Annotated in this window: 25 protein-coding genes; 8 read left to right on the plus strand and 17 right to left on the minus strand. The window is 39.2% G+C overall.

Going from position 1 to position 24,802, the window contains the following annotated elements:
* Positions 1–410: 410 nt before the first annotated feature.
* The 7 genes from ACPC57_RS02240 to ACPC57_RS02270 are packed head-to-tail and all read right to left on the minus strand — an operon-like array spanning position 411 to position 7,613.
* Positions 411–803, minus strand: a complete 393-nt coding sequence (locus ACPC57_RS02240; protein WP_434065268.1) for a PaaI family thioesterase — start codon at positions 801–803, stop codon at positions 411–413.
* Entirely contained in the window at positions 787–2,529 is a 1,743-nt protein-coding gene (locus ACPC57_RS02245) for an ABC transporter ATP-binding protein (protein ID WP_434066221.1), read from the minus strand. Before ACPC57_RS02245 ends, ACPC57_RS02240 begins: the two co-directional genes overlap by 17 nt.
* Positions 2,516–4,252, minus strand: coding sequence for an ABC transporter ATP-binding protein (locus ACPC57_RS02250; RefSeq protein ID WP_434066222.1), 1,737 nt, complete (start codon positions 4,250–4,252; stop codon positions 2,516–2,518). The genes ACPC57_RS02245 and ACPC57_RS02250 overlap by 14 nt, the downstream gene beginning before the upstream one ends.
* Before the next feature lies 1 nt (position 4,253).
* Positions 4,254–5,228 (minus strand): phosphate acetyltransferase, encoded by a 975-nt coding sequence (pta, locus tag ACPC57_RS02255; RefSeq protein WP_434066223.1) that lies wholly within the window; start codon positions 5,226–5,228, stop codon positions 4,254–4,256.
* 21 nt (positions 5,229–5,249) lie between these two features.
* Entirely contained in the window at positions 5,250–6,140 is an 891-nt protein-coding gene (locus ACPC57_RS02260) for an RluA family pseudouridine synthase (RefSeq protein ID WP_434066224.1), read from the minus strand.
* On the minus strand, positions 6,140–6,958 hold the full coding sequence (locus tag ACPC57_RS02265) for an NAD kinase (protein WP_434065298.1): 819 nt from the start codon (positions 6,956–6,958) through the stop codon (positions 6,140–6,142). The genes ACPC57_RS02260 and ACPC57_RS02265 overlap by 1 nt, the downstream gene beginning before the upstream one ends.
* Positions 6,942–7,613: a GTP pyrophosphokinase gene (locus ACPC57_RS02270; protein ID WP_434065271.1), complete on the minus strand. Its 672-nt coding sequence runs from the start codon at positions 7,611–7,613 to the stop codon at positions 6,942–6,944. The genes ACPC57_RS02265 and ACPC57_RS02270 overlap by 17 nt, the downstream gene beginning before the upstream one ends.
* A gap of 86 nt (positions 7,614–7,699) precedes the next feature.
* Between ACPC57_RS02270 and ACPC57_RS02275 the strand changes: the two genes are divergently transcribed.
* From ACPC57_RS02275 to ACPC57_RS02305, 7 genes are all read left to right on the plus strand, one after another.
* Positions 7,700–8,275 carry a CYTH domain-containing protein gene (locus ACPC57_RS02275; RefSeq protein ID WP_217375074.1) on the plus strand — a complete coding sequence of 192 codons (576 nt, stop codon included), beginning with the start codon at positions 7,700–7,702 and terminating at the stop codon, positions 8,273–8,275.
* 120 nt (positions 8,276–8,395) lie between these two features.
* Complete coding sequence (locus ACPC57_RS02280; RefSeq protein WP_434066225.1) at positions 8,396–9,373, plus strand: ribose-phosphate diphosphokinase; 978 nt, start codon at positions 8,396–8,398, stop codon at positions 9,371–9,373.
* A gap of 11 nt (positions 9,374–9,384) precedes the next feature.
* Positions 9,385–10,500, plus strand: coding sequence for a cysteine desulfurase family protein (locus tag ACPC57_RS02285; RefSeq protein WP_434066226.1), 1,116 nt, complete (start codon positions 9,385–9,387; stop codon positions 10,498–10,500).
* Between the two features lies 1 nt (position 10,501).
* Entirely contained in the window at positions 10,502–10,852 is a 351-nt protein-coding gene (locus ACPC57_RS02290) for a DUF1831 domain-containing protein (protein WP_171988438.1), read from the plus strand.
* The gene (locus tag ACPC57_RS02295) at positions 10,849–11,052 is read left to right on the plus strand and encodes a DUF4649 family protein (RefSeq protein ID WP_130554878.1); all 204 of its coding nucleotides are present in this window, start codon (positions 10,849–10,851) and stop codon (positions 11,050–11,052) included. Before ACPC57_RS02290 ends, ACPC57_RS02295 begins: the two co-directional genes overlap by 4 nt.
* 176 nt (positions 11,053–11,228) lie before the next feature.
* Entirely contained in the window at positions 11,229–11,867 is a 639-nt protein-coding gene (locus tag ACPC57_RS02300; RefSeq protein WP_434066227.1) for a redox-sensing transcriptional repressor Rex, read from the plus strand.
* 3 nt (positions 11,868–11,870) lie between these two features.
* Positions 11,871–12,566 (plus strand): gamma-glutamyl-gamma-aminobutyrate hydrolase family protein, encoded by a 696-nt coding sequence (locus tag ACPC57_RS02305; protein WP_434066228.1) that lies wholly within the window; start codon positions 11,871–11,873, stop codon positions 12,564–12,566.
* On the opposite strand, the gene radC is transcribed toward ACPC57_RS02305, so the two are convergent.
* The 3 genes from radC to gyrA form a co-directional block, all read right to left on the minus strand.
* On the minus strand, positions 12,563–13,243 hold the full coding sequence (radC, locus tag ACPC57_RS02310) for a RadC family protein (RefSeq protein ID WP_130554875.1): 681 nt from the start codon (positions 13,241–13,243) through the stop codon (positions 12,563–12,565). The two genes, ACPC57_RS02305 and radC, sit on opposite strands and share 4 nt — an antisense overlap.
* A 142-nt stretch (positions 13,244–13,385) precedes the next feature.
* Positions 13,386–14,135, minus strand: a complete 750-nt coding sequence (locus tag ACPC57_RS02315; RefSeq protein WP_274504864.1) for a class A sortase — start codon at positions 14,133–14,135, stop codon at positions 13,386–13,388.
* 3 nt (positions 14,136–14,138) lie between these two features.
* Positions 14,139–16,583, minus strand: a complete 2,445-nt coding sequence (gene gyrA, locus ACPC57_RS02320; protein WP_434066229.1) for a DNA gyrase subunit A — start codon at positions 16,581–16,583, stop codon at positions 14,139–14,141.
* Between the two features lie 190 nt (positions 16,584–16,773).
* On the opposite strand from gyrA, the gene ACPC57_RS02325 reads away from it, so the two are divergent.
* Complete coding sequence (locus tag ACPC57_RS02325) at positions 16,774–17,757, plus strand: L-lactate dehydrogenase (protein ID WP_217375064.1); 984 nt, start codon at positions 16,774–16,776, stop codon at positions 17,755–17,757.
* Positions 17,758–17,955: 198 nt separating this feature from the next.
* On the opposite strand, the gene ACPC57_RS02330 is transcribed toward ACPC57_RS02325, so the two are convergent.
* From ACPC57_RS02330 to deoC, 7 genes are all read right to left on the minus strand, one after another.
* A complete protein-coding gene (locus ACPC57_RS02330; RefSeq protein WP_434066230.1) occupies positions 17,956–18,501 on the minus strand; it encodes a dihydrofolate reductase family protein in 546 nt (181 codons plus the stop codon).
* Positions 18,502–18,850: 349 nt separating this feature from the next.
* Positions 18,851–19,804, minus strand: coding sequence for an ABC transporter permease (locus tag ACPC57_RS02335; RefSeq protein ID WP_418127417.1), 954 nt, complete (start codon positions 19,802–19,804; stop codon positions 18,851–18,853).
* Between the two features lies 1 nt (position 19,805).
* Positions 19,806–20,867, minus strand: a complete 1,062-nt coding sequence (locus ACPC57_RS02340; RefSeq protein WP_434066231.1) for an ABC transporter permease — start codon at positions 20,865–20,867, stop codon at positions 19,806–19,808.
* Positions 20,860–22,395, minus strand: coding sequence for an ABC transporter ATP-binding protein (locus ACPC57_RS02345; RefSeq protein WP_217375061.1), 1,536 nt, complete (start codon positions 22,393–22,395; stop codon positions 20,860–20,862). The genes ACPC57_RS02340 and ACPC57_RS02345 overlap by 8 nt, the downstream gene beginning before the upstream one ends.
* 217 nt (positions 22,396–22,612) lie before the next feature.
* Positions 22,613–23,674: a BMP family lipoprotein gene (locus tag ACPC57_RS02350; protein ID WP_434066232.1), complete on the minus strand. Its 1,062-nt coding sequence runs from the start codon at positions 23,672–23,674 to the stop codon at positions 22,613–22,615.
* Positions 23,675–23,755: 81 nt separating this feature from the next.
* Positions 23,756–24,145 (minus strand): cytidine deaminase, encoded by a 390-nt coding sequence (locus tag ACPC57_RS02355; RefSeq protein WP_434065279.1) that lies wholly within the window; start codon positions 24,143–24,145, stop codon positions 23,756–23,758.
* Positions 24,132–24,794 (minus strand): deoxyribose-phosphate aldolase, encoded by a 663-nt coding sequence (deoC, locus tag ACPC57_RS02360; RefSeq protein WP_277837166.1) that lies wholly within the window; start codon positions 24,792–24,794, stop codon positions 24,132–24,134. The genes ACPC57_RS02355 and deoC overlap by 14 nt, the downstream gene beginning before the upstream one ends.
* Positions 24,795–24,802: the final 8 nt, after the last annotated feature.

A 24,802-nucleotide genomic window follows, 5' to 3' on the forward strand; every position in this document is an offset into this window, starting at 1 on the left:
TTGCCAACTCCCTTATCTTGTTTATACTTAGCTTCATCATCATTCTTCTTAAACAGTTTAATGTAAGTTTTATGACTTTTGGGCCGATATTTTAACTCTGCTCTACATATAATATAGGTTAACTACTTCACAATTACCAATAAATAGACAATATGCCATCAAAATATCCTCCTATTTTAACTTATGATAATAATTTTACTTGTTTTTTTACACATTTTTACACTTTCACGCTATTAGATTTTTTCATTTGAGGGTATTATATAAAAAATAATAATACACGGTGGGAGCACAATGAATCTAAAGAAATGCAGACAGATACTTAATGCTGTTGCGCTGTTTGTACTAATAAGCGAATGAATTTGTTTCTCTCAATCTAACCAAGACTGTCTGCTTTTGATGTTCGTTGAGTATTATTCTACTTTACCTGTTACAAACATGGTAAAGCTTGCTGAAGCAAGTAGCTGTTTATCTTGATTTTCTATCTTTACTTCAACGACCTTTGTTCTACTTCCATCATGTGTGCAAGAACCAGTGACGGATAAGGTATCACCAAGTTTTGCCGCCTTCATATAATGGATATTGGACTGTAGGGTGACAGAATAAGAACCACCTGCTACTGTTGTCAAGCCTGCTACTGAATCTGCTAAAGTAAAGAGGAAGCCTCCATGAGCCATACCATATGGATTGAGAGAATTTTCAGTCACCTTAGTAGTCAGTAACACCTCTCTCTCATTGAGCATTGTAGCTTGATAGTCATCTAAAACTGTAATCGGTTGTAATTCTAATTTATCTAACACGTTCATCCTCCTCTGATTGCTGACTCGTTTGCATTTGGTAATATACACCCTGCTCCTTCATCAACTCTCTATGATTTCCTTGTTCAACAATTTTTCCATCCACCATGACTAAAATCAAGTCAGCTGATTGAATGGTTGATAGGCGATGAGCAATAATAAAACTGGTCCGTCCTTCCATCAATTTGGCAAATGCTTCTTGTACTAAAATTTCTGTCCGTGTATCAATAGAAGAAGTCGCCTCGTCTAAAATCAGGATTTTAGGTATCTTGACAAAGACACGAGCAATAGACAAGAGCTGACGTTGCCCTTGGGATAAGGCTTCTCCTCCATCTGCCAAAACTGTATCATAGCCTTGTGGAAGCTGACGAATAAAGAAGTCTGCATTAGCTGCCTTAGCCGCCTCAATGACCAATTCCCGCGTGGCATTTGGATAGCCATAGGCAATATTATCATGAATGGTACCAGATTTGATCCAAGTCTCCTGTAAAACCATCCCAATCTGTCTGCGAAGATCCTCACGACTGTACTGGCTAATCGGAACCCCGTCTAAAACAATCTGACCAGCCGTTACATCGTAGAAGCGCATAAGCAGGTTAATCATGGTTGATTTACCAGCACCAGTAGGTCCAACAATGGCTACCTTTTGTCCAGCTTCGACATCAATGTCCAAATGTTCTATCAGAGAACGGTCAGGGCTGTATGAGAAAGACACATTGTCAAAAGAAATAGCTCCCTTCAACTCCTCTGAATCGATTTTCCGCTCAGCCTGATCGTCAATGCTATCTAAAGCCAAGATAGCAAACAGCCTGTCTGCACAAGCTAAGGCGCTCTGCAATTCCGATAGGACTGAGGAAATATCATTAAAGGGCTTGCTGTACTGACTAGCATAATTGAGAAAAGTTGTCAGTGAACCCACTGTAAACTGCCCTGCCATAATTCTCAGCGCTCCAAGTCCTGCAAGTAAGGCATAGATAATAGCATTGATAAACCGCGTACTTGGATTGACCGTTGAAGAGGCAAAAATAGCCTGTTGGGAATAGGTCGCATACTGTTCATTCACAACTTGAAAACCATGCGTAAATTGCTCTTGAGCATTGAAAGATTGGACCAAGGTCAGTTGACTGATGGACTCTTCCAAAAGTTGAGCTTGCTTCCCACGTGCCTGTGTTTGTTTTCTATAATAACCATAGGATTTCTTAGCGATATAACGTGCAACAAGCAGAGACACAGGAGTCAGGGCAACAACAACCAACATCATCGTCAAGTCAAGCCTAGCCATAGTGAAAATGGTTAAGAAAATGGTTAAGATACCTATGAAAAATTGATTGAAAACCATTAAGAGTCCGTTGGTTAATTGCTCACTATCACTTGAAAAACGAGCTACCAAATCACCAACTGAATGACGATCCAGATAAGACAAGGGCATGTGGTGCAGCTTAACATAGACCTGTTCACGCAAGTCAGCCACCATTCCATAAACCAAGCGATTGGTTACTAGTGGGAGATACCATTGCACCAGCGTATTAAGCAAGATAACCATCACCATTTTGCCAATTATCCCTAGCAAGACCTGACCATCCGGTATCAATACTGCATCAACTGCCTGACCAATCAAGATAGGCAGATAAACTGTCAGAAGCACCTGCACCACAGTTCCCACCAACATAAAGGACATTCGAAAGGGTTGGCCTAAAACCAATCTGACCAGTTCCTTAAAACTAGATTGTTTCATGGCTGTCCTCCTCCCTATGTTGTGATTGATCGATTTCTTGGTAAATGGCAGAGCTTCTCAGCAAGTCTTCATGACGGCCAAGTCCCACTTGACGCCCTTGATCCAAGACCAAAATCTGATCAGCTGTTCGTAAACTATTGGTTCTCTGAGATACCATTATTAAGGTTTGCTCAGGAAATGCACGACGAATAGCGGACAATAACCTACTCTCTGTCAGATAATCCAAAGCAGAGGTCGCGTCATCTAAAACCAATATCGGTGATTTCTGTAAAATAGCGCGTGCAATGGTCAAACGTTGACGCTGTCCACCAGAAAAATTCTTCCCAAAGGCTTCGACAGGACTATCCAAGCCTCCTTTGTCCTCAATGAAGGACCTAGCCTGTGCGATTTCTAGCGCTGCCCATAACTCACTGTCCAATACACTTTCTAAGCCTAATGACAGGTTAGAACGCACAGTCCCAGCAAAAAGCTGAGCCTGTTGTGGAACGATAGCTAATTGCTGCCGCCACTCTTTCAAATTCCTAGGACTTTTCCCCTCAATAAAGAAAGAGAGTTGGCTGGTCGGTATGGAATAAAGTGCCTGTAAAAGGTCTACTAAGGTTGATTTCCCTGAACCAGTCCCACCAATCAGACCCATAAACTGTCTCTTACATAATTCAAAATCAATATCAATTAGTGATTCCTCACCAGATTTTGGATAAGAAAAGGAAAGATGGTTCACAGAAAAAATCAATTCCTTGTCTCTACTATAAACTACTGGCAAATTGGCATCCACATCTTCAGATTTCTGCTCAAAAACCTCTTGAATACGCTGTGCTGAAATATAGGTCTGATTAAGAGTTGTCACAACCATAATCAATTTCACCAATTCAACTAAAATTTGAAGAAGATAATTGATTAGAGCAACCAGCATTCCTTGCTCCAAACGATTATCGGAAATAGCACTATTGCCCTGCCAGATGAGAAGAATCAAGGTCCCATTAACTACCAAAAACGTCAAAGGCGATAAGAGACTGGACCAAAAACCAGCCTGTAGCTGTTGCTTCTTATATCGTTGATTTATGCCTTGAAATGTCTTGATTTCCCGTTCTCTCTGCCCAAAAGCTCGAATCACTCTCCAGCCAGTGATCGTTTCTCGTACCTGTCCTACCAAACCATCTAATTCCTTTCGAATAGATTGATAAATACGACTGGTCAGGACTGAAATCCCCGTTACGATGACCAACAACAGCAGAATCATTCCTAGAAAATAGATTGATAGACTTGGGCTAATATAGAATGCCATGATCAGTGAACCAAATACGACAATCGGAGCCCGTAGGAATAAACGTAAAAAAGTATTGATACCTGTTTGAACCTGCAAAGTATCACTCGTCAATCTGGTTAATAAACTGGCAGATGAAAGTATGTCTCGACTTGATTTTGGAAGAGAAAGGACTTTCTGATACAAATCATTCGTTAATGCTTTTGTCACTCCGACTGCTGCTTTGGCTGAGAAATATTGCGCTGTAATCGAGACAATAATTCCAATACAAGCAAGTCCAACTAGTAAAAAAAGCATAGCAACCAGGTCTTCCCGGTTGCCATTTGGAATAATTGTATCTACGATATAGGCGATTATCAACGGAACAAGAAGTTCAAAGCTAGCTTCCAATAGCTTGAAAACTGGACCTAGAATGGATTCCTTGATATAGTCCTTAAAATACCGTGATAAAAATCTCATATTAACGGTGCTCCAAAGCTTGAACTGCCGTAATCAAGGTCAAATTATAAACATCGTCTGGGTTACAACCACGAGACAAGTCATTTACCGGTTGGTTCAACCCTTGTAAAACCGGACCGACAGCCGCGAATCCACCCATACGTTCAGCAATTTTGTAACCAATATTACCAGCTGAAATACCAGGGAATATAAATACAGTCGCTTGGCCTGCTACTTTTGAACCTGGAGCTTTTAATTTACCAGTAGTTGGAACAAAGGCTGCATCAAATTGTAATTCACCATCCAAATCCAATTCTGGACGCAATTTTTGAGCAATTTTTGTAGCTTCAACAACCTTATCCACTTTAGGACCCGTACCAGAGCCTTTTGTAGAATAGCTGAGCATCGCAACTTTTGGATCAATACCAAACATTTTTGCAGTACGTGCAGAGTTAATTGCAATTTCTGCCAATGTTTGGGCATCTGGATCAATGTTTATGGCACAGTCACCAAAGATATAGCGTTCTTCACCTCTCACCAACAAGAAGGCGCCGGATGTTTTAGAAACACCTGGCTCAGTCTTAATAATTTGAAGCGCAGGACGAACTGTTGAGGCAGTTGAGTGAATAGCACCAGAAACCATTCCTTCTACAACGCCCATGTAAACCAACATGACACCAAAGTAATTGACATCTTTCAATAATTCATGAGCTTGTTCTTCCGTTACCTTCCCTTTACGGCGTTCCACAAAAGCTCCAACCATCTCATCATACTTATCATAATGAGCAGGATCAATGATTTCAAACCCTTCAGTAATACCTTCAATATCCAAATAAATCTTGATACGTTCTGGGTTACCAAGCAAGACTGGCACTACATCTGATTCATTCACCAAACGCTTCGTCGCTTGAAGGATACGAGGTTCTTCACCTTCAGGTAAAACAATACGCACTTTTTTTCCCTCTAGCTTGCTAACTAGCTGTTCAAAAATTTTCATGAGCAAACTCCTTAAATTTTATTAACTTTTTAACTGATTGATAACAGCCTGAAAATCCTCCGGAAGCGCTGCTTCCAAATCAACCCCTTCGACTGAAAAAGGGTTAGTAAACACAAGATTGTGGCAATGAAGAGCTTGACGCTCAATACCACACTCTAAACTCCCACCATATAAATCATCACCAAGTAGTGGAAATCCAATATGGGAAAAATGGACACGTATCTGATGAGTGCGACCTGTATGTAGTTGTATATCCACAAGATGAATATTGCCCCAAGACTGGACAAGTTTATAAGAAGTATGAGCATACTTCCCATTCTGCGTTACACAACGGGTAATAATACTATCCTCTGGTCGACCAATAGGGGCAATAATGTCCCCTTCTTGCTCTAACTCCCCATCCCCTCGAACCAAGGCGAAATATCTCTTACTAATTTGCTTCGCCTGTAATTGTTTATCTAATCGGGCATGGGCATAGCCATGCTTAGCAAACAACATGAGCCCAGATGTATCTCGATCCAATCGCGTTACAATGTGAACCTGTTTGTTTTCATATTTTTGTTCGACTAAATATCCTTTAACGAAATTAGCAATTGTAGAAGAATGGAGAATCGAAGGAATAGAGGCATAACCAACAGGCTTGTTGATTGCTAAAAAATGTTCATCCTCATAGACAATATCCAAAGGAAAAGAAATCGGTTTCAAACTTCCAGTGGCATCTTCTTCCGCAGGTATGTTTATTGTAACGCTATCTCCAATTTCAAGCAAGTAAGTAGCATTCTGTTCACTACCATTGACCAAAATACTACCACCTGTATATTTAATTTTTGCCAAAAGTCCTTTGGAAACTCCCTGGGCTTTTAAAAAAGTTTTCACCTTTGTGTGCTGATCCGCAACAAAATCAAATCGCATTACTCCACCTCTCCAATAAAGGCATCCTTAACACGATTCCAAAAACTAGTGTGGCTAGGTGTCGCAACAAAATGGATTTTGCTATTGTCAATCTGATACTCAATGCAATCAATGTTGTCGTAGATAATCGTTTTATTATCCACCGCTATGGAGTAGCGATCACTATGTTTTGGTTCAATGACAATCTTGTCTTTTTTCGGCACAACGATGGAAGACCCAAGTGTCCTGTAAACACGATTGTTTAAACTAGCCACTTCAGCTATTTGCATGGCCTCAATTGTAGGGTGCAATACTGCTCCACCAAGTGACTTATTATAGGCAGTTGAACCAGTTGGTGTTGAAACTGAAATACCATCGCCACGAAAACGTTCAAATGGCACATTATTGATAATAATATCTGCTACCATCGTTTTAGACAATCGCTTGATTGTCGCCTCGTTGAGAGCTTTCATTTCAACGATTCTTCCATCCGTCAATTTCACTTTTACATTTAAAATCGGATAAGAAATACGCGCTCCCGTATCTAATTTTAAATTCTCGACAAGATTTTCAACCTCAAAGTCCCTATAATCAGTATAAAATCCTAAATGCCCAGTATGAATACCGACAAAACGGACCCGATCTATCAACTTCTCATATTTATGAAAGGCTGATAAAAGCATACCATCACCACCGATCGAAATAACAATATCTGGATTTTTAGGTGTTAAAATAAAATTCTCTTCTTTTAACCTTTTCCAAAGCTCCTTAGAAACAACCTCGCTTTTTGGGTTCCGACTGGCGAGCAATGCGACTTTTTTTCTACCTGTATTCTTCATCTGTATCATCGCTATTTCCAACGCCGTCATTCAACTTTCGATAAGCAGGATCAAAGAGTGCCTGAGCCTCTTGAATGTCGTCGCGGATTTTTCGCATCTCCTCGTCTAATTGATAAGCTATCTTTGCGGTAATTTCCAAACGCTTTTTAATTTCTTCAGGAAAATTCCCTTTATATTTGTAATTGAGTGAATGTTCAATAGTAGCCCAAAAATTCATTGAAAGGGTGCGAATTTGGATTTCTGCCAAAACAGTTTCATTTCCATTTATAGTATCAACTGGATAAGATATCACTACATGGTAAGAACGATAGCCAGAGGCCTTCATATTGTTGATATAATCGCGTTCATGGACAATTTTCATATCTTTCCGTTTACGGAGGATAGCCAACACTTCCTCGATGTCATCAACAAATTGTACCATAATACGGACGCCTGCAATATCTTGCATATCTTGAGCCAAATGTTCCAACTTAATGTGCCTAAGCGCCATTTTCTCTTGAATAGACTCAATCGGCTTAACTCGACCAGTAACAAATTCAATTGGAGAATGACGATTGGCTTTGCGGTATTGTTTCCGAATACCCCTTAATTTAATCTTTAATTCTCCCACTGTCTGAATATAGGGATCTAAAAATTCTTCCCAATTAAATTCCATAAGGTCCCCTTTCTTGTAAAAACTATTAAAATGTATTAGAATAACACAAAGACGAATATATTATAACATATGAAAGGGTTTTCTGTATGAAAAACCATCTCGAAATTGAGTATAAAACCTTATTAACAAAATCAGAATATAATCGGCTCCTCTCTGAATTTTCTGATGTTACCCCCATTTATCAAACTAACTACTACATTGATACTCCGAATCTTGACATGAAAAACCACCGCTTTTCGCTTCGCATTCGTACGTTTGCGGATATAGCAGAGCTAACATTGAAAATTCCTCAAGAAATCGGAAATCATGAATACAATCAATTGTTAGATATTAAAACTGCACAGGGCTATATTGACCATTTTGAACTTCCATCCGGTCCAATCTCTGATATTATTTCTAAAACATCAATTCCATTAAATCAACTAGCAGTTTGGGGACATTTAAAGACCAAGCGATTGGAAAAAGAAACCTCAATCGGATTGATGGCACTTGATGAGAATGACTATTTTGGGCAAACGGATTATGAACTAGAAGTTGAAGTATCAGACGCTGAAGAAGGGAAAATACTATTCGATGAATTCCTAAAGAAAAAATCTATCCAATTCAAATACGCTAGTAGCAAAGTAGCTCGAACTGCAGCTCAGATAAAATCAGCTCAATAAAGCTGATTTTTTTGACTTTACTACTGAAAAAAATAGGATTTTTTGGTAAAATGGAGTTATGTGTTGTTAAATTACTTTTATGATTTTTCATAAAAAAGCATTAAAAAAGGAGTTTCTCAAATGGTTCAACCAACTGGTGATCATAAAATTAAACTATTCTCGCTAAACAGTAACCGTGATATCGCTGAAAAAATAGCAGCTGCTGCTGGACTGCCTCTAGGAAAACTTTCTTCTCGCCAATTCTCAGATGGAGAAATTCAAATAAATATTGAAGAGAGCGTTCGTGGCGTTGACGTTTATATTATTCAATCAACTAGTTTTCCAGTCAACAACCACCTTTTGGAATTGCTTATCATGATTGATGCATGTAAACGTGCAAGTGCAAACTCAGTAACTGCTGTCATTCCATATTTCGGCTATGCTCGTCAAGACCGCACTGCTGCACCACGTGAACCAATTACAGCAAAACTAGTTGCAAATATGCTTGTTAAAGCGGGTATTGATCGTGTATTGACTCTTGATTTACACGCTTCTCAAATTCAAGGTTTCTTTGATATTCCAGTAGATAACCTGCTGACCGAACCATTGTTCGCATCATACTACATGCAAAAAGGACTCTGCGGTGAGGATGTCGTCATTGTCAGTCCAAAAAATTCCGGTATCAAGCGTGCTCGTAATATTGCAGAATTTTTGAATGCTCCGATTGCGATTATAGATTATGCTCAAGACGATTCTGACCGTGCAGAAGGCTATATCATCGGTGACGTAGCTGGCAAAAAAGCAATCTTGGTCGATGACATTTTAAATACTGGCCGTACATTCTCACAAGCCTCTAAAATTGTTGAAGATGGCGGAGCTACTGAGATTTACGCTGTTGCCAGCCATGGTCTTTTCGCTGGAACAGCTGCGCAATTGTTGGATCAAACATCTATAAAAGAAATTTTAGTGACTGACTCAGTTGCAAGTAAAGAACAACATCCAAAAAACATAGCATTCCTAACTGCAAGTGACTTAATCGCTGATGCTATTCACCGCATTCAAGAACATCTTCCACTCAGCCCGCTCTTTAAATTTACAAATCCAGAAAAAGAAAACTAGGAGTACAGTCTTTGATATATTTAGATAATGCTGCTACTACTGCTCTATCTCAGGCAGCCATATCAAGCATGTTTGAAGTTAGTCAACATCACTATGGAAATCCTTCCAGCATCCATGGATTTGGCCGAGATGCTAACAAAGTACTCAGAAAAGCACGAGCAGACATTGCCAGAGTACTTTCTGTAAGTCCTGATACAATCATTTTCACATCTGGCGGATCTGAAGCAGATAATCTTGCTATTCAAGGTTACGCTTTAGCAAATATGCATCGTGGAAAACACCTTATTACAACAGCCATTGAACACCATGCTGTGTTGCATACCATGGAATACTTAGAGCAACGTTTCGGCTTTGAAATTACATATATAAAGCCAGAAAATCAAGAAATCACAGCTCAACAGATTAAAGAAGCCCTACGACCTGATACAATTCTTGTTAGTGTCATGTATGCCAATAACGAGACTGGGCAACTGCTACCTATAAGGGAAATCGGTTCTCTCTTGTCTCAACATCAAGCTGTATTCCATGTCGATGCTGTTCAAGTAGTTGGGAAAATTCCAATCAAACCACAAGAACTTGGTATTGATTTTCTGTCCGCTTCTGCCCATAAATTCCATGGACCGAAAGGGATTGGTTTTCTCTACTCTTCAATTCACAAATTCGATTCACTGATTCACGGAGGGAAGCAAGAAAATCAACACAGAGCAGGAACAGAAAATCTCCCTGCAATTGCAGGGATGGCTGCAGCGCTCGTCCATCAATCAACACAAATGATTCAAAATATTGAGTATATCTATGATCTGAAATCCTATACACTCAAAAATTTAAGTGAATTTGATTTTTACGTTAATCAAGCCGGTGCTCATTTACCTCATGTACTGAATATTGGCTTTCCAGGACGACTCAACGAACAATTGCTAATGCGGTTAGATTTGGCAGGAATCGCTATTTCCACTGGATCTGCTTGCACAGCAGGTGTCGTTGAAAATAGTCATGTACTTGAGGCAATGTATGGAAGTGACTCTCCTCGATTGAAAGAATCCGTACGTATTAGTTTTTCAGAATTGAATACCAAAAAAGAAATTGATATCTTACTATCAGCTTTAAAAATAATTATTGGAGGTTAGCATGGCATTCCAACAAACCGTAGCATTGAAAGATTGCGATTATATTTACCATATTAGTCCAATTGTAAAAAAATATACATTACGAGACAATACCTTTGAGGTAACAAAGGCTGGTCACTACCAACTCACTCGCTTATTAGAAGAGGTCCCAAATTCAAACCAAGGATTTTTACTAAAAATCATCATCAATCAAGATCTACAAGGCTTTAAAATAAATATTACTGATCAATCCGGACTTCATTTAGTGAATATTTTTAAAGCAGAAAACAATAAAGTCATTCAAGAAAAATTTTACTTCCTGATGGATAGTTTGGTAGATCGTGATATCTTTACTAAAGAAGGAAAATTATGATTACTATATATTATAAAGATGCTTTTCAAATTGAGAGACATCAAGAATTTGACAATCTGGAAGCAGCAAGACTCGCATTTGCAGGTTGTCTCACTTTACCTGATTATTACCCAGTAACTCAAATTCTTAGAGATGGAATTCCATTGGATTTTCAAGGAAGAATTGGGGACCTCTATCAGTATTTACAATCCATAGATTAAACAGAAAACTGTTTAATCTTTTTCAGTTCAATCTGTTGATTTTTTCACAAACTTGCACTAAAATAGTAGAAGATAATCTATCATTTACAAAAAAAAATATTATTATATATAAAATATAAAAAAATATTATTCTATATTTTGTAGAACAACATAAAAATGTTTTTAAGGAGATACATGTGAAAAACGATAAAAATACTGAAATTCCACGCGCCACAGCTAAACGACTATCCATTTACTATCGCGTATTTAAACGATTCTATGCGGAGAAAATCGAAAAAGCAAGTTCAAAAGAGATTGCAGAGGCAATCGGAATCGACTCTGCTACTGTCCGCCGAGATTTCTCATATTTTGGTGAACTTGGACGCCGTGGATTTGGTTATAATGTGAAGGATTTAATGGACTTTTTTGCCGATATTTTAAACGATAACTCGATTACCAATGTTATATTAATCGGAGTTGGGAATATGGGTCGTGCCCTTCTTCACTACAAGTTTCACGAAAGAAATAAAATGAAAATCATCATGGCTTTTGAAGCTGATGATAATCCTGCAGTCGGAACCATAGATGAAAATGTTCCTATCTATGCGATTTCAGAGTTAAAAGATCGCATCAAGGAAGCTAATTCTCAGACTGCCATCTTAACGGTTCCGAGCGTTAAAGCTCAAGAAGTTACTGATGTATTGGTTGAAGCTGGCGTTAAAGGTATTCTTAGCTTTTCACCAGTCAACTTGACCGTTCCTAAAGATGTTGTTGTCCAATATGTAGACTTGACAAGTGAACTACAGACACTACTTTATTTCATGCGCAAAGGATAGAAAATGAGTCAACCAATCATTGGTATTTCCGGAAATCATTATAAAACAGGGGATCATACAGAACCCCTGCTTTCTTATACTCAAACTTGCTTAGTGAATGCTATTGAAGATGCTGGTGGCATTCCACTAATTTTTCCAGTCACTCGTCCACAACTTGCTGAGCAGTATATGAAACTAGTTGATAAATTAGTATTGACTGGTGGACAAAATGTTGAGCCTATTCACTATCAGGAAAAATTACTCATAGATAGTAGCAATTATTTTCCTGAGCGAGATCGATTTGAACTAGCACTGATAGAAGCTGCTCACCATCAAGAAAAACCTATATTTGGCATTTGTAGAGGCCTGCAGCTCTATAACGTCGCCCAAGGTGGCAGTCTCCATCAAGAGGTTTTAGGGCATTGGCAGGAAAATACCGGCAATCAACCTAGCCAAGATCTCTATTTCCCAATTGAAAGCCAATTATCACAGATCTATGCTCAAGAGCCAACCGTTAACTCATTCCATCGCCAAGCAATCAACAAATTAGCTCCCTCTTTGGAAATTATCGCCCTATCCCCAGATAAACAAACCATTGAAGCGGTACAGTCTACAAGAGACTCTCATACCTTTTTGGTTGTTCAATGGCATCATGAATTACTTTACGGCGAACGAGAGACGGAAAATAGGCTATTTGATTACATCGTCAATCAGTTCTAAAACAGCTCACTTTCCTCTCGGAAGGAATAGTAATTTTTATTACCTACAATTAAATGATCTAATAAGACCAGTCCTAGCACATCGCAGGACTGTTTTAAATTTTCTGTAAAAAGTAAGTCATTCTTACTAGGGTGAACCGACCCCGAAGGGTGATTATGGACAATAATCACCGATGTGGCCATGCATTTGATAGCATGATGCAGGATTTCCCGTGGTTCTGCAATACTACGATTCACACTTCCAATAAATATTGTCTCCTGTTTGATGATTTGATTTTGTGTATTGAGATAGAGCGCAACCAAATGCTCTTGTTTTTTATCTCCAATTTCTTGAATCATCTTGCGACCCAATTTTTCACTACCTAGTACTTGCTCATTTAGCAACAAGTGGGATTGATTGATCCGTTTTCCGAGCTCAATCATGGCTTTAATCTCTATTGCTTTTACACGACCAATACCCGTTAAAGTCTGCAATTCTTCGATAGATAAATCTCTTAAACTTGCTAAATTCTCCAATTGATTCAATAATTTATTGGATAAAATGGTGACAGGTTCGTTTTTCGTACCCGTTCGAATAAAAATAGCTAATAACTCTTGATTACTTAGGCGTTCTGGCCCAACTTCGACTAAACGCTCACGTGGTAAAAGCGATTCTTCTTTAAAATCAATTTGATACATAATTTCCTCCTCATACATCTATTCGTAAAACAAGGAAAAAGAAAGTTGAAAGATATAGAGAATACGTGCTCTATTCATTCAACTTTCTAAATTAATTCGAAGGTTACATAAAAATGATTTAAAAGCTGGCAATCGTCTTGTCTTATTGACCATAATCAAACTGATTGTATCCGTGAGAGAAAGCTTTTTTTATATCCTCTGCTGCATCAGCATATGGAATAGAAATTTCAAGAATACCTTTTACAATAATCCTTTGTGTTGAATAGTAGTCCGTACAAGTAACCAAAGTCACTTCTGTGCGTCCTTCGACATCGTCAATAACATAGACGCTTTCTGGACTTACAACTTCAACACTATCAATCACATAGGTATAGATTGTATTTTTATCAGTTAGGTAAATCTTCATTCCTTTTTCAGCTCGATCCAATGGAGAGAAAAGGACATTCGCAGACCCGGCAACACCGAAGATATGGTGACTGGCTAGGGCATAGTTTCCTATTCCCATTTCTTGAGTCTCTTTCATCGTTCCAGCTCCATACATTAGCGACGTATTCCCTACACCCTTGAAAATTGGCAAATTAATTCCCAATTCTGGCACAGCAATTCCACCAATAACTGGCAGTCTCTGTGCTTCCCATTGCGCCTTGAGAATAGCCTCCGTCGAAACGGCTTCAACTTGATCAAAATCAAAAGTTGAGTCCGCTTGTTTATTCTTTTCAATATCTTCAGAACTGATATTTGTAATCTGATACTTATTAGTATTCCAACCAATAATAAAATTTCTAATCGAAGTATTGAAAATAAGGGCTAGTGAAATCAAAAAGAGTATCAAGGCAAGTAAATTCATCCATGTTCTGTTCTTGCCCTTCTTTTTCGGTGAACGTTTTGACATTCCCTACTCCTCTTGATCTTTCTGATCTGCTGCATCAACTAAGGCAAAGGTCATAATTTTTGCTTCTTCATCTAGTCGCATGACTTTAACACCCATTGTTGAACGACCGGTCTGTGAGATATTAGCAACACTTGTACGGATGATAACTCCTGTATCCGTAATAACCATAATATCTTCATCGCCCTGTACAGTTGTTAAACCAGCAAGAGGGCCATTTTTATCAGCAACTTTCAGAGTGATGATGCCTTTACCACCACGGCCTTTCCTTGGATATTCAGAGGCTGGTGTACGTTTTCCATAACCTTTTTCTGAAAGGACTAACACTTCCTGATCATCAGATACAATGGTCGCACCGACTAAATGATCTCCTTCACGGAGTTTTATTCCACGTACGCCTGTTGCGGTACGGCCCATATTTCGAACATCTGTTTCTGCAAATCGAACAGAATAGCCAAATTTTGTCCCCATAATAACATCAGCTTGACCATCAGTAAGGAAAACATTGATTAGTTCATCATCATCTTTCAAATTCAAAGCCTTGAGACCGTTTTGTCGAATATTGGAGAATTCATTTACATTTGTACGTTTAACAATCCCTTGCCGCGTCGCAAAGAAAAGATAGTGATCAGCGGCTTGATCCTTTGTCACATTGATAATGGTCTGAATAGACTCATTTTCTTCCAGTTTCAATAAGTTGACAACTGGGAGCCCCTTAGCGGTTCGACCATATTCAGGAATTTCATAGCCCTTGAGACGATATACACGCCCCTTATTGGTGAAGAAAAGCAGGTGATCATGGGTACTGGTTGATATTAGTTCGCGAACGAAGTCATCATCTTTCACACCTGTACCTTGGATTCCACGTCCGCCACGTTTTTGAGCTTGGAATTCATCTTGTGCCAACCGTTTGATATAGCCTTGATTGGATAAGGTAATCAATACATCTGCTTCCTCAATAAGATCCTCATCTTCCAAGGAAAGGACTTCACCAACCATCAATTCAGTACGACGTGGGTCAGCATGTTTGCGTTTTACTTCTTCTAGTTCTTCTTTGATGATCATGACAACACGTTCAGGTTTTGCCAAAATATCTGTCAAATCAGCTATCAAAGAAACCAATTCGTCATACTCTGACTGGATTTTATCACGTTCCAATCCGGTCAAACGACGAAGACGCATATCCAAGATCGCCTGACTTTGTCGTTCGGACAAGTCAAAACGTTCCATTAATTCAGCTTGAGCAAGTGCATCCGTTTCTGAATTACGAATGATACGTATGACTTCATCAATATGGTCCAGAGCAATCAGCATGCCTTCTAAAATATGAGCGCGTGCTTCTGCTTTTTCCTTATCAAATTGAGTGCGACGTGTAACAACTTCTTTTTGGTGTTCAATATAAGACTCTAAAATTTGACGTACAGAAAGAATCTTCGGTACCCCATTTTGAATAGCCAACATATTGAAACTAAAGTTGGTTTGCATTTGCGTTTGTTTAAAGAGATTGTTCAAAATAACATTAGCTGAGGCATCTCGACGCACTTCAATTACAAAGCGAACCCCTTCACGGTTAGATTCGTCTCGAACAGCTGTAATGCCATCAATACGTTTTTCTTGAACCAATTTAACAATATGCTCTTGAACCTTAGACTTATTGACCATATATGGGAATTCAGTAACAACGATACGTTCACGTCCGTTTCCATATTCTTCAATTTCAGTACGAGAACGAAGAACAATTGAGCCTTTACCAGTTTCATAAGCACGGTGAATTCCAGATTTACCCATGACCAGAGCTCCTGTTGGAAAGTCTGGCCCAGGTAGGACTTCCATAATTTCACGCGTCGTTACATCAGGATTGTCCATCACGAGCTTAACAGCATCAATGGTTTCACCCAAATTGTGCGGTGGAATGTTTGTTGCCATACCAACCGCAATACCAGTAGTCCCGTTCACCAATAGATTAGGGAAACGTGCTGGAAGTACTTCTGGCTCACGCTCGCTCGAGTCATAGTTATCCACAAAATCAACCGTGTTTTTATTGATATCACGCAACATTTCAAGAGCAATCTTGCTCATGCGCGCCTCAGTATACCGCTGGGCAGCGGCACCATCACCGTCCATGGAACCAAAGTTACCATGACCGTCAACCAGCATGTGACGATAGCTCCACCATTGAGCCATACGGACCATTGCATCATAAATAGCACTATCACCATGAGGGTGGTATTTACCCATTACATCACCAGTGATACGTGCAGATTTTTTATGTGGCTTATCTGGAGTAAGACCAAGTTCGTTCATTCCATAAAGAATGCGTCGGTGTACGGGCTTAAGACCATCACGTACATCAGGGAGAGCGCGTGCAACGATTACACTCATGGCATAATCGATGAAAGAGGTCTTCATCTCATTAGTCAAATTTACCGTAACTAAATTTTTGTCTTGCATTAATATGCCTCATTTCAACTGTCGTTAATACTACTATTATACCATATTTTTCAAACGTTTTCTTCTTTTGAAATCACTATGTAAACATTTTCAAACGATCTTTCTTTAGTGACAAAGGTCTGAAAAAATGCTAGAATGGTTAGTGGTTGGGATAGCTATCCCTAAATAAAACTAAGGAGATGTTTAGATAATGACTGCAACTAAACAACACAAAAAAGTGATCCTTGTCGGTGATGGTGCCGTAGGTTCTGCTTATGCATATGCCCTTGTAATCCAAGGTATCGGTCAAGAATTGGGTATCGTAGATATCAATAAAGACCGTACACAAGGTGACGCAGAGGATTTGAGCCACGCTTTGGCCTTCACTTCACCTAAGAAAATTTATTCAGCAGATTATTCTGATGCTCATGATGCAGATCTTGTTGTATTGACAGCTGGTTTGCCACAAAAACCAGGTGAAACTCGTCTTGAATTGGTTGAGAAAAACCTTCGTATCAACCAACAAATCGTATCTGAAATTGTTAAATCTGGCTTCGATGGTATTTTCCTTGTTGCTGCTAACCCAGTTGACGTTCTTACTTACTCAACTTGGAAATTCTCTGGTTTCCCTAAAGAACGTGTCATCGGTTCTGGTACTTCTCTTGACTCAGCTCGTTTCCGTCAAGCATTGGCTGAAAAAATCGGTGTTGACGCTCGTTCAGTTCACGCTTACATCATGGGTGAACACGGTGACTCTGAATTTGCTGTTTGGTCACATGCAAACGTTGCTGGTGTGAAATTGTATGACTGGTTGCAAGATAACCGCGATATTGATGAGCAAGGTCTTGTAGACTTGTTCGTATCTGTACGTGATGCAGCTTACTCAATCATCAATAAAAAAGGTGCTACATATTATGGTATCGGTGCTGCACTTGCACGTATCACAAAAGCTATCTTTGACGATGAAAATTCAGTACTTCCATTGTCAGTTTACCAATCTGGTCAATACGAAGGCGTTGAAGATGTCTTCATCGGTCAACCAGCTATCATCGGTGCACATGGTATCGTTCGTCCAGTTAACATTCCATTGAGCGAAGCTGAATTGCAAAAAATGCAAGCATCTGCTGCCCAATTGAAAGACATCATTGACGATGCTTTCGCTAACCCAGAAATCGCTGCTGGTGTTAAAAACTAATTCTATTATTAAATAGCAAAAAAGGTGAGTCAATTAGGCCACCTTTTTTATATCCATTTGAATTAGCTTTGATATATCGTCATTTTCCGCTTGCCGTACTCCACGAAAGTGATTTGTTACGTAAGTCATATTTCAAACCTAGAACAGCCAGACTCTAGGCTGTTCTAATAACCTGCATCTCAGTTCCTTGTCTGAAAGCTAATTAATTCGACTATAATTTCTTCGATCATATCTCAACATTCCAATTCCATCGGTTACAGTTGATTCAACTAAGGTTAATTTTTGTTCCTCTGGCAATTGTTGGAATAAGGGAATTCCATCTCCTAAAATGGTAGGGATTATGCCGATGATAAAATGATCAATGACCCCAGCTTTCAAGCATTCTTGAACAAGGGAGCCCCCACCAAACAACCAGATATCTCCCCCTTCATCATGTCGTAACCACTCAATTTCGGTAAGAATGTCTTTGACAAAACGAACATTTTCATAGTCTGATTTGTCAGCATGGCTAGCCACAAGAAATTGCTTATCTTGATAGCCCTCAATCATCTCTAAGGGGCAATCATCTAAAGATTTACGACCCATAATAACAGTATCACATGACTGAAAAAATGAAGGATTGTCAAACTGCAAGGGGGTATCATATTTATTTGTACCATGTCCTTCAATCCAATCATAACTTCCATCTTTTCTAGCAATAAAACCATCAAGACTCATTGCAATATTTAATACTAATCTTCTCATATGCTTCCCTCAATTCAACGTTTTATCGAAAAATTATTATACCACAAGTAGCTAGGAAAAGAAGAAAAAGTATCATCAAGAATATAGTCGAAAGAATTAGCTTTCAGACAAGGGACTGAGCCGCAGGCTGTACTAGAGTACTGCAAGGCGAAAGTGACGAAGTATCAAAGCTAATTCAAATGACTATAAAACCAATCAAGTCAGAAATGTTCACCTCAGCTCAGCTATTTTACATAAGGAAAAAAACAAAGAAAAAACGCATAAAATTATGTTCCAAAAACACTGATTTTATGCGTTTTATTGTTAGATTATCTCAATTCTCAAGCTCAAAATCGAGAGTGTACCTACCTTATTTAGATTTAATGTAGTTAACACCGTCTGCTTTTGGCGCTACTGCTTGTCCAAAGAAGGCAGAAAGGGCAATAACTGTAATCAAGTATGGAGCGATTTGGAGATATACTGATGGAATATCTTTCAAACCAGGCAATTGACTACCAATAACCGCAAGACTTTGTGATAGTCCGAAGAATAGACTAGCAAGCATTGCACCAATTGGGTTCCATTTACCGAAGATAACTGCCGCCAAGGCAATAAATCCAGAACCAACAATCGTAGTCGCCGAGAAGTTGATATTAACAGATTGGGCACTTACAGCACCACCAACACCGCCTAAGAAACCTGAAATCAGTACACCTGCATAACGCATTGCGTATACATTGATACCAAGGGTATCAGCTGCTTGAGGGTGTTCACCAACAGAGCGAAGTCGCAAACCAAATTTTGTTTTATACAAAACAAACCAAGAAGCAAATGCAGTCAGTATAGCGACATAACCCATCAAACTTGTATTTTTAAAGAATAAATCACCAATAACAGGAATATCTGCCAATACTGGGAAAGAGAACTTACCAAAAGACTCACGAATACTATCAGTTTGTCCTTTATTATAGAGAACCTTAACAAGGAAAACACCGAGTGCAGGTGCTAGTAAGTTCAATACGGTACCAGAAACTACATGATCCGCTCTAAAGTTAATAGTGGCTATCGCATGGATAGCGGCAAAGACAACACCAGCCAAACCACCAACAATGACCGCTAAAAATGGTGTAGCTTTACCAAAAGTTTCAGCAAATTCAATGTTGAAGACAACACCAGCAAAGGCACCAATAACCATGATTCCTTCCAAACCAACGTTTACGATACCACTTCGCTCAGAGAATACTCCTCCAAGACTTGTGAAAATCAAAGGTGCTGAATAAATGAGCATTTGCGAAATGAGTAGGGTTAAAATAGATAAGTTCATCTTACTTAGCTCCTTTCGCTACTTTTTTTGAATTCAAAAATAGTTCAAAGATATACTTCACACCAATGAAGAAAATAATGGACGCTGTAACAACGTTTATCAATTCTGGTGGAATTTGTGCACGAACCATACCAGGTGCACCTACAGAAAGTGTACCAAATAAGAATGCTGCAAAAGGAATTCCCAGTGGTGAGTTCGAAGCCAGTAGGGCAACTGACATACCATTGAATCCAATATCTAAATTACCACTTTGAATATAAACGTTCTGGAAAGTTCCCAACCCTTGGATTGCACCACCAAGTCCAGCTAAAGCACCGGAAATAACCATTGATAGAATAATCGTTTGTTTAGCTGACATACCAGCGTAGTTAGATGCAGTTGGGTTGATACCCACTGAACGAATTTCAAAACCAAGCGTTGTCTTTGTCAGTAAGAACCAAATAACTATGACAGCAATAATGGCAAAGAAAATACCAATATTCATCCGTGAGTTGTTCGTTAGAGCTCGCAACCATTCTGTTTGATAAGAGGCGTTAGCAGAAACGTTAATTGTAGAATCTGTATTTTTCATCAAATTTTCTGAAAATACATCACGAATGATATAGTTACATGAATAGAGAATGATGTAGTTCATCATAATCGTAACAATAACTTCACTCGTTCCGAGATAGGCACGAAGGATACCAGGAATTGCGCCAGCAATACCACCTGCTACCATCGCTATCACAACCGTAGCCAAAATCAAAACTGGTCGTGGTAAATCAGGATTTAACAATGCAAACCAACCTGCAAAGACCCAGCCGACATAGGCTTGACCAGACAAACCAACGTTGAAGAAACCTGCGCGACTTGCGACTGCGAATCCTAACGCAGTAAAGATTAAAGGAGCCATTGCACGGAAAATCTCACCGATTGATTTGATGTTCCCAAAAGCAGAGTAGAATAATTCCTCATATCCCCAAATTGGATCATAGCCAAAAATGAACATGATGATTGCCCCAAGCACTAAGCCACTGATTGCCGCTAGCAATGGTAATAGTAGTGTTTGATATTTCTTAAGCATGTACTTCTCCCTCCTCGATATGACCACCAGCCATCAAGACACCCAATTCTTGTTTGTTTGTCTTAGCAGGATCAACAATACCATGAATGACACCATCGTGGATGACAGCAATACGGTCTGATACATCCAAAATTTCATCCAATTCGAAGCTGACAACCAATACTGCTTTCCCCTTATCCCGTTCAGCAATAAGACGTTTACGAATATATTCAATGGCGCCAACATCCAAACCACGTGTTGGTTGACTGACAATCAATAAATCAGGATTGCGATCGATTTCCCTTGCAATAATCGCTTTTTGTTGGTTACCACCAGAAAGAGCTTTTGCTGGAACTAATTCACTTGCACCACGCACATCAAATTCTTGCATCAATTGACGGGCCTTTTCATTAATCGCTGTGTAATTCAAAATACCATTTTTAGAATTTGGTTCTTTATAGTAAGTTTGTAGAGCAATATTTTCAGCAACGGTCAACGGAAGCACTAAACCATAGCGGTGACGATCTTCAGGAACGTGACTCACCTGCATCTCAGTAATCTTACGTGGTGATTTACCAACCACTTCCTCACCTTTAATCGTGATAGAACCAGATTTCACTTTACGAAGTCCAGTAATTGCTTGAATCAATTCACTTTGTCCATTGCCATCAATACCTGCAATACCCACTATTTCCCCTGCACGTACGTCAAGAGATAAACCTTTCACTGCTGGGATACCGCGGTTTTCATTGACTACCAAATCTTTAATAGAAAGAACAACTTCTTTTGGATGGGATTCAATTTTCTCTGTTTTGAAAGAAACAGAACGCCCAACCATCCATTCAGCCAAATCTTGGTTAGTTGCTCCTTCAACTGCCACAGTTTGAATCGATTTACCACGTCGAATAACCGTTACACTATCTGCAACAGCACGAATTTCATCCAATTTATGCGTAATCAAAATAATTGATTTGCCTTCTGAGACTAAGGTCTTCATAATCTTCAACAGCTCTGCAATCTCTGCCGGAGTAAGTACAGCAGTTGGTTCATCAAAGATTAATAAGTCTGCACCACGATACAGTGTTTTTAAAATTTCCACACGTTGTTGTGCCCCTACAGAAATATCCGCAACTTTTGCAGTCGGATCTACTTCAAGACCGTAGCGAGCAGAGAGTTCTTTAATTTCTGCAATAGCCTTCTTAAGGTCAATAACACCGGCTTTAGTAGTTTCACTACCTAAAATGATATTTTCAGCAACAGTAAAGGCATCCACTAACATAAAGTGTTGATGGACCATCCCGATACCCAAGTGTGCAGCTTTGGAAGGGGAATCAATTTTCACTTCCTTACCATTAATGACAATTTCACCGCTTGTAGGCTCCAATAAGCCTGCAAGCATATTCATAAGTGTCGATTTACCCGCACCATTTTCACCCAAAAGGGCGTGAATTTCTCCACGTCTGACATTCAAATTAATATGGTCGTTGGCAACAAACTCACCAAATATTTTGGTGATATTACGCATCTCAATGACATAATCCTTAGTCATAATCTAGTTCCTTTCTGATTACAGTTAAACAGAGTGAGCCGACTGCCAACCACTAATTCCCATTTAAGAAAGTAGGGTTACTAGCAGGTTTATTCCAGCTAACTGTACCATTTTTACCAGTAAAACCTACCAATTATGATAGGCTTTACTGAGAAAAATCTCAGCTTCTAAAAGGGCGACCGAGTGGACGCCCTTTCGGAATTCATCAATATAAAACTTATGGTTTTTCTGGTACTTCTATTTTACCATCAAGAATAGCTTGTTTTGCGTCAGCAACAGCTTTCGCAGCATCATCTGAAAGGTTAGTTTCAGCCAACTCTACACCTTTATCAGCAAGAGTATAACGAACGATTTCACCACCAGGGAATTCACCATTTTCAGCTTTTGTAGCAATATCTTTTACTGCTGCACCAACTTGTTTCAAAGTAGATGCCAATACAAAGTTAGATTCTTTACCATCTTTAGAAGTGTAAGCACCTTCTGCAGATTGGTCACGGTCAACACCGATTACCCAAACTTTATCTGCTTCATTACGAGTTTCGTTTTCAGCTTTAGCAGCGGCAAACACACCATTACCAGTACCACCAGAAGCGTGGAAGATAATATCTGCACCTGCAGCGTATTGAGCAGCAGCGATAGTTTGACCTTTAGCAGCATCACCAAATGAACCAGCGTACTGAATATCAATTTTGATTGACTCATCGACAGATTTAACACCAGCTACAAAACCAGCTTCAAAACGGTCGATAACTTCACCTTTCATACCACCGACAAAACCAACTTGTTTCGTTTTAGTTGATTTAGCAGCCGCAACACCAGCAAGGTAAGAAGCTTCATGGTCAGCGAAACCAACGCTAACTACGTTATCTTCGTCAGCAACAACACTATCAACGATAACATAGTGTATATCTGGGTTGTTTGGAGCCACTTCTTTAATCGCTGATTCCAACGCAAAACCAATACCAAATATTAGGTTGTAACCACCTGAAACTGCTGAATCAAGGTTAGTAATGTAGTCTGATTCACTTGCTGATTGGAAATAGTCATAACCATTACCTTTAGAAAGACCCGCTGCATCGCCCCACTCTTGAAGACCTTCCCACGCAGATTGGTTAAATGAACGGTCATCAACGCCACCGATATCGGTAACAATTGCTGCTTTAATGTTTGAAGCACTATCAGATGATGACGAATCATTCTTTGCAGTACGGCTTCCGCAAGCTGCTAAAGAAAGAGCTGCAACTGAAGCTAGACCAAGGCCAACAAATTTCTTGTTCATTTCTGAACCCTCCTAAAAAAAGTTTTGCAACTATTGTGTTGCAGAATGAGATTGCTACAGTCATTAGACTGCCCATATAGACTAAGATAAGTCTGTAAAAGAATATGGAAGTAATTCCCCGACTGTCATCACGACTGTCGATTTATCTTTAGCGACAAGAGTCACTTTTAAATCCTTATCAAAAAATTCCGTCATAACTTGGCGACATGCTCCACAAGGAGATATTGGCTTCTCTGTTTCACCATAAATAATAATTTCAGAGAAGTCACGTACTCCCTCGGAGATTGCTTTAAAAATCGCTGTTCTCTCGGCACAATTCGTCAACCCAAAACTAGCATTTTCTATATTCACACCTGAATATAGTTGCCCAGACTTTGTAACAAGAATAGCACTGACTGGAAAATGTGAATAGGGCACATAGGCATATTTGCTATTGTCTACAACTAGTTCTATTAAATTAGTAGTCTCCATCCGCCTGTGCTCCGTTCATAATTGCTACACCTGACGATGCACCAATTCGAGATGCTCCAGCTTCGATGAAGGCAATAGCATCTTCATAAGAACGTGCACCACCAGAAGCTTTAACGCCCATGTCTGGACCCACAGTTTTTCTCATCAAGGCGACGTCAGCAACTGTAGCACCACCAGTTGAAAAACCGGTAGAAGTCTTCACATAATCAGCTCCAGCTTCTTTTGACAATTGACAAGCTCTCACTTTCTCATCATCTGTTAATAAGCAAGCTTCGATGATTACTTTAACAAGTTTATCACCACTAGCATCTACAACTGCTTTAATATCATCCAAAACCAAGGCATCATTTCCTGCTTTTAAAGCACCTACATTGATCACCATATCAATCTCATCAGCACCATTAGCAATAGCATCTTTGGTTTCAAAGGCTTTAACTGCAGAAGTATTTGCTCCCAAAGGGAAGCCAATTACTGTACAAACTTTAACATCACTGTCTTTCAGGCTTTCTGCTGCCAATGAAACCCATGTTGGATTTACACAGACACTAGCAAAATCATATTCTTTTGCTTCAGAAAGAATCTTTTCAACCTGTTCTTGTGTTGTTTCTGGTTTTAAGATTGTATGATCAATATATTTATTCAATCTCATGGTTTTCT

This window comes from Streptococcus sp. VTCC 12886, from assembly GCF_049893425.1.
GTDB lineage: Bacteria > Bacillota > Bacilli > Lactobacillales > Streptococcaceae > Streptococcus > Streptococcus suis_AA.